The organism is Actinomadura sp. NPDC048955 (genome assembly GCF_040649435.1).
GTDB lineage: Bacteria > Actinomycetota > Actinomycetes > Streptosporangiales > Streptosporangiaceae > Spirillospora > Spirillospora luteofluorescens.
Map to the genome: position 1 here is coordinate 19,172 of NZ_JBEZJI010000086.1, position 10,624 is coordinate 29,795.

The window sequence follows — 10,624 nt, forward strand, 5'->3', positions numbered from 1 at the left end:
TCCTTGTCGCATCGAACGAAGCCGTGTCGGGAGTCCGACGACGCGGCGCCCCGGAATGTCAGGTCGCCGTCCGGCCTGACATTCCGGCGCGCCGTCTCGTCGTAGTGAGATGAGGGCACATCCGATCCAGGGAGCCACCAGGACATGACCGACCAATCGCCACCAGGAGCCGACCGGTCCGACGCGGGCCTGAGCGCGATCGTCAGCGAGCGGCGCCGCCTGATCGGCCTGGCCTACCGGCTCCTGGGCTCCCTGGCCGAGGCCGAGGACGTCGTGCAGGAGACCTACGCCCGCTGGTACGCCCTGTCCCCGCGGCAGCGGGAGGCCGTCGCCTCCCCCGGCGCCTGGCTGTCGAAGGTCGCCGGCCGCATCTGCCTGGACGTGCTCGGCTCGGCGCGCGCGAGGCGGGAGCGCTACGTGGGCGAGTGGATCCCCGAGCCACTGCCCGGACCCGAGCGGTGGATCGGCGGCCGGCCGGGCGCCGCGGCGGCCGACCCGGCCGACCGGATCACCCTGGACGAGTCGGTCGGCATGGCCTTCCTCGTCGTGCTGGAATCGATGACCCCGGCCGAACGCGTGGCGCTCATCCTGCACGACGTCTTCCGGTACCCCTTCGCCGAGATCGCCGAGATCACCGGCCGCACCCCGGCGGCCTGCCGCGAGCTGGCCTCCTCGGGCAGGCGCCGCATCCGCGCCGGCACGCCGCCCGCGGCCCCGGCCGCCGGCCGCGCCGATGTCGTCAGGAACTTCAGGCGGGCGCTGGAGAACGGTGACGTCGACGCCCTCATCGGCCTTCTCGATCCGGGCGCCGTCCTCACCGCCGACGGCGGCGGCGTGGTCAAGACCGTGCTCCGTCCGATCGAGGGCGGTGAGCGGATCGCGCACGCGATCGCCGACCTCCTCCGCCGGGTGTCCGGCGTGACGCTGCTGGAGCGCACCGTCAACGGCCAGCCCGGTCTGATCGCCCAGCAGGACGGCGTCATCGTGACGGTGTACGCGTTCGAGATCACAGCCGGGCGGATCAGGCGCATCTGGGCCGTGCGCAACCCCGAGAAGCTCCGCTCCTGGACCGGCGCCTGAGACGCGTACCCCCAACCGCACGAGTGACTATTCCGTCATGCGGCGGCGAGGCAGTCCTGCCAGACCGTTTCGGTGGTGACCCACCGCTTTCCTGATATCACTTGCTGTGACTACAAGGGAGTGGAAGGTGACGATGGCGCAGTCTGACGGAAGAGCCGGTCCGGGCAACGACATGCTCTGCCTGGCGGCCGGGGTCGCCGACCTGGTGGCGGAGGGATTGCGGGTCATGGCCCGGCGCGTGCCCGGCCCGGCCGAGGTGCGGCAGGAGCTCCGCGCCCGGGGCGAGCTGGCGCTGCGGCGCAACGGCGCGGCTCCGGAGGCGCATCTGGAGGTCCTGGCCCGCCGGGCCGCCGCACGGCTCCGGGATGGCTGACCTCCGGGCCCGGGTCGACCGGGCGCTGGAGGAGTTCGTCGAGGTCGAGATCGCCGAGCTGCTGGCCCTGGACGGCGAGCTGGCGCCCGTGGCCGACCAGCTGCGGATCTCGGTCGACGGCGGCAAGCGGATCCGCCCGGCGTTCTGCTACTGGGGGTGGCGCGCCGCGGGGCAGCCGGACACCGACGCCGTCGTCCGCGCGGCGGCGGCGCTGGAACTGGTGCACGCCGCCGCGATCGTCCACGACGACGTCATCGACCGCAGCCCGATGCGGCGCGGGCGGCCGAGCGCGCACGAGAGGCTCGGCGACGCCCTCGCCATCATGGTCGGCGACCTGCTGGTGGCGTGGGCCGCGCAGCTGTTCCACTCCTCGGGCCTGCCGCGGGCCTTCCTGGGCCGGGCGGTGCCGCTGTGGACGGCGATGGGCCGCGAGCTGGTGGCGGGCGAGTGCCTGGAGATCCTGCGGACCGGGGCGGCGCCGGACGTGGCCCGGTCATTGGCGATCGTGCGGTTCAAGACGGGCTCCTACACCGTCGAGGGGCCGCTGCGGATCGGCGCGGTGCTGGGCGGGGCGGCCGCGCCGACGCTGGACGCGCTGGCCGCCTACGCCCGTCCGCTCGGGGAGGCCTTCCAGCTGCGGGACGACCTGTGGGGCGTGTTCGGCGACCCGGGACGCACCGGCAAGTCGCTCCTGGACGACCTCGCGGGCCGCAAACCCACCGCCCTGCTCGCGCTGACCCTGACCGAGGCCGGCGAGCCCGACCGGCGGCGGCTGCGGGACCTGCTGGACGGACCTCTCACCCCGGCCGGCGCCGCCGAGATCCGGGAGATCATGATCCGCTCCCGGGCGCCGGACCGCGTCCGGCAGATGATCGACGAACGCGCGCACGCCGCGCAGGCGGCCCTCGCCGGCACCCGGCCGGACGCCGCCGACGCACTGGCCCGACTGATCCGCGAGGTGACCTCCGATGACTGACTACACCGACCAGTACATGGACGCTCTGCGGCTGAAGGGCGACCCGCTGGCCGACGCGACCGTCGAAGCCCTTTTCAGCACAGGGCAGGTCGGCAGGTACAACACCCTCATGCGCTGGTTCACGACCTCCGGCCAGGCGCTTCCCGACGGCCTGCCCGACGCGGCGCGCGACTACCTCCGGGCGACCGCGACGCCGCCGGACTGGATCGACTGGGGCGTCATGGAGCAGGCGCGGCGGTTCTTCGTCGACAACGACGTGCACGTCTCCACCGCCCTGTCGTTCGCGGCGATGCCGGCCTGCTACGTCGTCCCGCACGTGGCGAAGCTGCTGTCCGCCACGCATTCGCTGGCCTACCCCTCGCGCCGGATGGCCGAGACCGGGCAGTTCACCGTCTACCTCATGCAGCCCGACGCGTTCCAGGCCGGGGGGCGGTTCCTCCCTGCGGCGCAGAAGGTCCGCCTGCTGCACGCCTCCATCCGCCGGCACCTCAAGGAGGAGGGCCGCTGGCCCGAGCCCGTCGCGATCTGCCAGGAGGACATGCTCGGCGGGCTGATGATGTTCAGCATCCAGGTCCTGGACGCCCTGCACCGCATGGGCATCCACATCACCGCCGAAGGCGCGGACGCCTACTACTACGCCTGGCGCGTCGTCGGCGCCATCCTCGGCATCGAGCCCGACACCATCCCCCCGGACCTGGAGGCGGCCAGGGAGTTCTCCGACCGGTACATGGTGCGCCACATGGGCCCCTCCCCCGAGGGGGCGCACCTGACCCGGCAGCTGATCGACCTGTACGAGGAGGTCGTGCCCGGGACGCTGCTCGACCCGATCGTGCCCGCGCTCATCCGCTACCTCATCGGCGACACGTCCGCGGACTGGCTCGAGGTCCCCCGCACGCGGTTCGACTCGCTCATCAGGATCGCCCCGGCCCTGCTGGGCGCCCTGGAATGGGTCGAGGACCGCGGGCCGTGGGCCGAGCAGATCTCCGACCGGCTCGGCCGCCTGGTCACCATGCTGGAGCTGTCCTCGCTGACGCGGGGCCGCGTCATGCACTACGCCATCCCCCAGGAACTCAAGCCCGACTTCGGAGTCCCCTCGAAGACCGCCCGCTGGACCCCGCCCCCGCCCACCTCCGTCTCGCGGAGTTGAGGCTCCCGCACGGAGAGGCCCCGGGTCAGGGTTCGAAGCGGTAGCCCATGCCCGGCTCGGTGATCAGGTGGCGGGGGCGGGCCGGGTCGGGTTCCAGCTTGCGGCGCAGGTGGGCGAGGTAGACGCGCAGGTAGTTCGTCTCCTTGTCGTAGGCGGGGCCCCACACCTCGTGGAGGAGCCGCCGCTGGCCGACGAGGGCGCCGGGACTGCGGACCAGCACCTCCAGGATGTTCCACTCGGTGGGCGTCAGGCGGATCTCCCGGCCCGCCCGGGTCACCCGCTTGGCCCCGAGGTCGATCGTGAAGGCCTCGGTCTCCACCACGGCGGCCGCCTGCTCGGCCGGGGCGGCCCGCCGGACCGCCGCGCGCAACCGGGCCAGGAGCTCGTCCATGCCGAACGGCTTGGTGACGTAGTCGTCGGCTCCCGTGTCCAGGGCCCGGACCTTCTCCTCGGAGGCGTGCCTCGCGGAGAGCACGATGATGGGGACGTTCAGCCGGCCGCGCAGCGCCTGGATCACCTCGACGCCGTCCATGTCCGGCAGCCCGAGGTCGAGCACCACCACGTCCGGCCTGCGCTGTGCGGCCAGGTCCAGGGCGGTGCGGCCGTCTGGCGCGGTGTCCACCTCGTAGCCGCGCGTCCTCAGGTTGATGCGCAGCGCCCGGACGAGCTGCCGCTCGTCCTCGACGAGGAGTATCCGCGTCACCGTGCTCCCCCGCTCTCGTCGCCGGATGCGGGCCCGTCCCCGCGCGCGCCGGCGGCCGGCAGCGCGAAGAGCATGGTGAGGCCGCCCCCCGGGGTGTCCTCGGCCCGCAGGGTGCCGCCCATCGCCTCGGTGAAGCCCCGGGCCACGGCCAGGCCCAGCCCCACCCCGGTGCCGCGGGGTGAGTCCCCGAGGCGCTGGAACGGCGCGAAGATCTGCTCCTTGTCGGCCTCCGGTACTCCGGGGCCCCGGTCCGCGACCCTGATCTCGACCCGTTCGAGCCGCCGGTCCGCGCGCAGCTCGCCGGCCGACAGGGTGACGGGGCCGGTGCTGTGCCGGACGGCGTTCTCGACCACGTTGGCCAGCGCGCGTTCCAGCAGCCCGGGGTCGGCCAGCACCGGCGGGAGCGTCTCGGGGACGTCCACGTCCACGCGGTCGCGCGGCACGCCCCGCAGGACGGGCGGCACCACCTGTTCCAGCGAGACGGGCTGGGTCAGCGGGGAGACGACGCCCGTCTGCAGCCGGCTCATGTCGAGCAGGTTGCCGATGAGGCCGTCGAGCCTGTCGGCCGACTCCTCGACGGTGGCCAGCAGTTCGGCCTCGTCCTCGGGGTCCCAGTCGACGTCGGTCTGGCGCAGGCTGCTCACGCCGGCCTTGATCGAGGCGAGCGGGGTGCGCAGGTCGTGGGACACCGCGGCGAGCAGGGCGGTACGGATCTTGTTGCCCTCGGCGAGCCGCCGCGCCCGCCCCGCCTCCTCGGCCAGCCGCCGCCACTCCAGCGCGGCGGCGGCCTGGGACGCGAACGCCGACAGCACCCGGCGGTCCGCGGCGGGCAGAACGCGTCCGCGCAGGGCCAGCACCGTCTCGCCGCCCCGGTCCGCGCCCTCGCCCGCGCCGACCCTGGCCTGCGCGTCGGCACGGTCGGGGTCGAGGCACGGATCGGAGCCGGTCGCCCCCAGCACCGTCCAGCCGTCGCCCGTCCTCTCCAGCAGCGCGACCGAGGCCACGCCGAAGGTCTCGCGGATCCGTTCCAGCAGGGCGGGCAGCGCCTTCTCGCCGCGCAGCACGCTGGTCGCCAGCATGCTCAGGGTCTCGGCCTCCGCGCTGCTCTGCGCCGCCTGCCGCGAGCGGCGCGCGGCCAGGTCGACCACCGAGGCGACCGCCACCGCAACCCCGACGAAGATCACCAGCGCGAGGGCGTTGTCGCGGTCGCCGATGGTCAGGGTGCGGAAGGGCGGCGTGAAGAACCAATTGGCCAGCAGGCTGCCCAGTACCGCGGCGGCCACGGCCGGCCACAGCCCGCCCGCGAGGGCGACCCCGACGGTCAGCACCAGGTAGAACAGGATGTCGGTGACCAGGCCGAACTCCAGGCCCGTCCCGGCCAGCAGGCCGGTCAGCGCCGGGGGCCCGGCGACGGCGAGCGCCCATCCCGTCCCTCTGCGCCGGCGGCTCAGCGCCGGACCGCCCGCGCGGGTGATGCCGGGGCGCCTCCCGGCGCGCTCGTGGCCGACGATGTGGACGTCGAAGTCACCGGACTCCCTGACCAGGGCGGTCCCGACGCCGGTCGCGAACATCCGCCGCCGGCCGGGGCGGCGCCCGGCCCCCACGACGAGCTGCGTGGCGTCGACGCCGCGGGCGAACTCCAGCAGGGCCGTCGCCACGTCGTCGCCCACCACCTGGTGGAACGTCCCGTTCAAGCTCTCCACCAGGGCGCGCTGGCCCGCGAGTGCGGCCGCGGAGCCCTCGTCGAGGCCGCCGCTGCGCACCACCCGGACGGCGAGGAGGTCCGCGCGCCCGGCCCGGGCGCCCATGCGGGCCGCGCGGCGGATCAGCGCGTCGCCCTCCGGGCCGCCGCCCAGCGCCACCACGATGCGCTCGCGCGCCTCCCAGGGCTCGGTGATGCCGTGCCGGCCGCGGTAGCGGGCCAGGCCCTCGTCGACGCGGTCGGCCACCCACAGCAGCGCCAGCTCGCGGAGGGCGCTGAGGGTGCCCGTCCTGAAGTAGCCGGCCGGCGCGGCGCCGGTCTCGTCCGGCGCGTGGACGTTCCCGTGCGCGAGCCTCCGCCGCAGCGCCTCGGCGGTCATGTCGACCAGCTCGATCTGGTCGGCCCGCCGGACGACCGCGTCCGGGACGGTCTCGCTCTGCCGGACCCCGGTGATGCCCTCCACCACGTCGCTGAGCGACTCCAGGTGCTGGATGTTGAGGGTGGAGATCACGTCGATGCCCGCCCGCAGGAGTTCCTCGATGTCCTGCCACCGCCGGGCGTTGCGGCTTCCCGGGGCGTTGGCGTGGGCGGGCTCGTCGACCAGCGCGACCTCGGGACGGCGGGCCAGCAGGGCGTCCACGTCCATCTCGGTGAACCGCGATCCCCGGTGGAGCGTCCGGCGGGCCGGGACGACCTCCAGGTCGCCGATCTGCTCGGCCGTCCGGGAGCGGCCGTGGGTCTCCACGAGGCCGACGACCACGTCCGTGCCGCGCCCGGCGCGCCGCCGCCCCTCGTTCAGCATGGCGTAGGTCTTGCCGACCCCGGGCGCCGCGCCCAGATAGATCCGCCATGTGCCCCGCCTGCCCATGCCGAGCGCCGCCTCCCCCTCGCCTGAATCGTCCCTTTATGGGGCGTGGCGAAATCTAGCAAAGCCTGGTGAGCGCCCCTGCGCGGTCCGCGGCCGCGGATCAGGAATTGACGTTTTCTTAACGGCCGCCGGGCTCTTCGTATTCTCCGAGACCGCTGCGATGCGGTCCCGGCACGAGCGACCGGGCGGTCCGCAGGGTGACCACCATGGTCAGCCCGCCGCCCGGGGTCTCCTCGGGCAGGAGGGTGCCGCCCATCGCCTCGGTCAGCCCCCGTGACAGCGCCAGCCCCAGGCCGACGCCGGTGCTGTTGTCGCGGTCGCCCAGCCGCTGGAAGGGCGTGAAGACCGCGCCCCTCTCGGACACGGGGATGCCGGGGCCGCGGTCGATCACGCGCAGCTCGACCCGGTCCGCATGAGCGCTCGCGGTGACCGTGACGGGCTCCCCGGGCGGGTTGTGGCGGACGGCGTTGGCGACGAGGTTCGCCAGCACCCGTTCGAGCAGGGCCGGATCCGCCGACACGACGGGCAGCCCCCCGGAGATCCGGACGCGCACGCCGCTCGCGTCGAGGTGTTCGAGTGAGGACACGGCGCGCGGCACGACGTCCTCGACCGCCAGGAGGCGCGGGTGGACGCCGAGCACGCCGGCCTGCAGGCGGCTCATGTCGAGAAGGTTGGCCACCAGCCGGTCGAGCCGGGCCAGGGACTCGGCGGCGGTGTCGACCAGTTCGTCCCGGTCCTCCTCGATCCAGGTGACGTCGGGGCTGCGCAGGCTGTCCACCGCCGCCTTCGCCGAGGACAGCGGCGTCCGCAGGTCGTGGCTGACGGCGTTCAGCAGGGCGGTGCGGATCCGGTCGGCCTCGGCCAGCGGCCGCGCCTGCTCGGCCTCGGCGGCCAGCCGCTGCTGCCGCAGCGCGACCGCGGCGTGCGCCGCGAAGGCCTCCAGGACCCGCCGGTCCTCGGCGCGCAGCGTCCGGCCGCGTAGCACCAGGACGAGGCCGTCGTCGATCGGGATCTCGGTCTCGCCCGCCTTCGGGGCGGTGCAGGGCGGGCCCCCGGCCGTCGACGCGACGCGCCAGCGGTCCGGGTCGCTGTGCATTCCCAGCGCCCCGGCGTCCCCCGGCCCGCGCTCCAGCAGGGTCACCGCCGTGAGGCCGAAGGTGCGCCGCAGGTCCTCCAGGATGTCGCGCGGCGTGCTCTGGCCGCGCAGCACCCCGCCCGCGAGCGCGGACAGGACCTCGGCCTCGGTCCGGGTCCGGGACGCCTCCCTGCTGCGCCGGTAGTTCAGGTCGACCACGGCGCTGACGGCCGCGGCCACGACGACGTACACCACCAGGGCCAGCAGGTTCTCCTGCTCGGAGATCGTGAACCGGTCGAGCGGCGGCGTGAAGTAGTAGTTCAGCAGGAGGGACCCGGACACCGCTGTGAAGAGCGCGGGGTACAGGCCGCCGACCAGCGCGACCCCGATGACCGCGACGAGGAACAACAGGATGTCGCTGGGCAGGGAGAACTCCCCCCGCAGATGGTGGAGCACCAGGGTGAGCAGCGGGAGGAGCACGGCGGCGAGCACGAAGCCCGCCGTGCGCCGCCGCCGGGTGAGGCCGCCGCGCGACGGCCGGGCCCGGCGCCCCTTGCTGACCTCCTCGTGCGTGACGAGATGGACGTCGATGGGGCCCGAGTGGGCGGTCGTCGTCACGCCGACGCCCCGGGAGAACAGCTGCGCGATCCGGCCCCGGCGGGAGGCGCCCAGCACCAGCTGGGTCGCGTTGACTCCCCGGGCGAAGTCCAGCAGGCCGGTCGGGATGTCGTCGCCGACGACCTGGTGGTAGGTGCCGCCCAGGTTCTCCACGAGGGCCCTCTGCCGCACGAGGTGCGCGGGGTCGGTGCCGGTGAGGCCGTCGCCGGGGAGGACGTGGACGGCCAGCAGGTCGGCGCCCTTGGTGCGGTCGGCGATGCGGGCGGCCCTGCGGACGAGCGTGTCGCCTTCGGGGCCGCCGGTGAGCGCGACCACGACGCGTTCCCGCGCCTCCCAGGTGCCGTGGATCTCGTGGTCGGCGCGGTAGCGGTCGAGCTGGTCGTCGACCTTGCCGGCCAGCCACAGCAGCGCCAGCTCCCGCAGCGCGGTCAGGTTGCCGACGCGGAAGTAGTTGCCGAGCGCGGCGTCGACCTTCTCGGGGGCGTACACGTTGCCGTGCGCCATCCTGCGCCGCAGCGCCTCGGGCGTCATGTCGACGAGTTCGACCTGGTCGGCGCGGCGGACCACCTCGTCCGGGACGGTCTCGCGCTGCGGCACGCCGGTGATCTGCTCGACGACGTCGTTCACCGACTCCAGATGCTGGACGTTGACGGTGGAGATGACGTCGATCCCCGCCTCCAGGATCTCCTCGACGTCCTGCCAGCGCTTGGCGTGGCGGGAGCCGGGCACGTTGGTGTGGGCCAGCTCGTCGACCAGCACGACCCGCGGGCGCCGGGCGATCACCGCCCCGGTGTCGAGCTCGGTGAACGCCGTCCCGCGGTACTCCATCGCCTTGCGGGGCAGCGACTCCAGCCCGGCGAGCCGCTCCACGGTCAGCGGCCGGCCGTGCGTCTCCACGTACCCCACGACGACGTCGGTTCCGCGGGCCCGCCGCCGGTGCGCCTCGGCGAGCATCGCGTACGTCTTACCCACCCCCGGGGCGGCCCCCAGGTAGACGCGGAGCCGCCCGCGCGTCATGGTCGGCCCCTCCCGGCGCCGGACGGGTGGTCGCGGTCCAGTTCGAGGTTGAGGCGGACGACGTTGACCACCGGCTCCCCCATGAACCCGAGCGCGCGGCCGGTCTCGTTGTGCCGGACGGCCGCCAGCACGCGCGCCTCGGAGACGCCGCGCGCCCGCGCGACCCGCGCCGCCTGGAGCCTCGCGTACGCGGGCGTGATGTGCGGGTCCAGGCCGCTGCCGCTCGCGGTGACGGCGTCGGCCGGCACCTCCGGTTTCGCGGGCGCGTTCCCCCTGACCGGGACGGTCAGGCCCGCGGCGAGGTCCTCGCCCGGCCTGGCGCACTCGACCCGGACCCCCTTGTAGACGGTGACGAAGGGGGCGGCGGGGCAGGCCTGGTTGGCGCTGACCACCCTGGAGGGCTTCGGGACGGTGCCGTCGGGCGCCCGCGTCCCGAACACCTTGAGCACCGCTCCCACCCCGTCGGGGGTGCAGTAGGGCCGCGCGCCGTCCACGCCTTCCAGGTCGCCGACGGCCTTGCTCCGGGAGCAGACCCGGGTGAGGAGGCTCTGCTCGGCCTCGGCTCCGGCCGCCGGGTCGGCGAGGGTGTCGAGGACGTCCTCGGGCCCGAGGTTGCTCGCGGCCGTCGAGGTCGGGTCGTAGCCGTTCCCGGCCTCGGAGGGACGGCTCTGGAAGTACTGCCTGAGCGGGTTCCCGTCCTTGCCGGTGAAGGACTGGCCGATGAGCGCGCTGCCCGCCGCCCTGCCGTCGGCGGTCTTCACGATGCTCCCGTCGGCCCGGCCCTTCAGCCCTGGGAGCTGGGCGACCGCGAAGACGGCGAGCGGGTAGGCGACGCCGAGCACGACGGTGAGAACCAGCAGCGCTCGGACCGCGGCCACGTGCTGGCGGATCCAGGTGGGCATACGCATGTCAGGACATCCCCGGAAGGAACTGGACGATGAGGTCGATGATCTTGATGCCGACGAACGGCGCGGCGATCCCGCCGAGGCCGTAGACGCCGAGGTTGCGCGACAGCAGCCGGGAGGCGCTGCTCGGCCGGTACTTGACACCGCGCAGCGCCAGCGG

At 74.3% G+C, this 10,624-nt stretch carries 8 protein-coding genes; 4 read left to right on the forward strand and 4 right to left on the reverse strand.

The genetic code is table 11. From position 1 onward, the window contains the following. Positions 1 to 144 precede the first annotated feature (144 nt). The 4 genes from sigJ (at position 145) to AB0C84_RS42130 (ending at position 3,576) form a co-directional block, all read left to right on the forward strand. Complete coding sequence (gene sigJ, locus AB0C84_RS42115; protein WP_361077467.1) at positions 145 to 1,080, forward strand: RNA polymerase sigma factor SigJ; 936 nt, start codon at positions 145 to 147, stop codon at positions 1,078 to 1,080. A gap of 133 nt (positions 1,081 to 1,213) precedes the next feature. Beyond that, entirely contained in the window at positions 1,214 to 1,453 is a 240-nt protein-coding gene (locus AB0C84_RS42120; RefSeq protein ID WP_361077470.1) for a hypothetical protein, read from the forward strand. Continuing rightward, the gene (locus AB0C84_RS42125) at positions 1,446 to 2,429 is read left to right on the forward strand and encodes a polyprenyl synthetase family protein (RefSeq protein WP_361077472.1); all 984 of its coding nucleotides are present in this window, start codon (positions 1,446 to 1,448) and stop codon (positions 2,427 to 2,429) included. The genes AB0C84_RS42120 and AB0C84_RS42125 overlap by 8 nt, the downstream gene beginning before the upstream one ends. Then, complete coding sequence (locus AB0C84_RS42130; RefSeq protein WP_361077475.1) at positions 2,422 to 3,576, forward strand: oxygenase MpaB family protein; 1,155 nt, start codon at positions 2,422 to 2,424, stop codon at positions 3,574 to 3,576. The genes AB0C84_RS42125 and AB0C84_RS42130 overlap by 8 nt, the downstream gene beginning before the upstream one ends. A gap of 25 nt (positions 3,577 to 3,601) precedes the next feature. On the opposite strand, the gene AB0C84_RS42135 is transcribed toward AB0C84_RS42130, so the two are convergent. From AB0C84_RS42135 to AB0C84_RS42150, 4 genes are all read right to left on the reverse strand, one after another. Beyond that, positions 3,602 to 4,279, reverse strand: coding sequence for a response regulator (locus tag AB0C84_RS42135; RefSeq protein ID WP_179841994.1), 678 nt, complete (start codon positions 4,277 to 4,279; stop codon positions 3,602 to 3,604). Further along, a complete protein-coding gene (locus AB0C84_RS42140; RefSeq protein WP_361077478.1) occupies positions 4,276 to 6,849 on the reverse strand; it encodes a DUF4118 domain-containing protein in 2,574 nt (857 codons plus the stop codon). Before AB0C84_RS42140 ends, AB0C84_RS42135 begins: the two co-directional genes overlap by 4 nt. Before the next feature lie 118 nt (positions 6,850 to 6,967). Continuing rightward, the gene (locus AB0C84_RS42145; RefSeq protein ID WP_361077480.1) at positions 6,968 to 9,559 is read right to left on the reverse strand and encodes an ATP-binding protein; all 2,592 of its coding nucleotides are present in this window, start codon (positions 9,557 to 9,559) and stop codon (positions 6,968 to 6,970) included. Next, positions 9,556 to 10,461: a potassium-transporting ATPase subunit C gene (locus AB0C84_RS42150; protein WP_361077483.1), complete on the reverse strand. Its 906-nt coding sequence runs from the start codon at positions 10,459 to 10,461 to the stop codon at positions 9,556 to 9,558. Before AB0C84_RS42150 ends, AB0C84_RS42145 begins: the two co-directional genes overlap by 4 nt. Between the last annotated feature and the right edge of the window lie 163 nt (positions 10,462 to 10,624).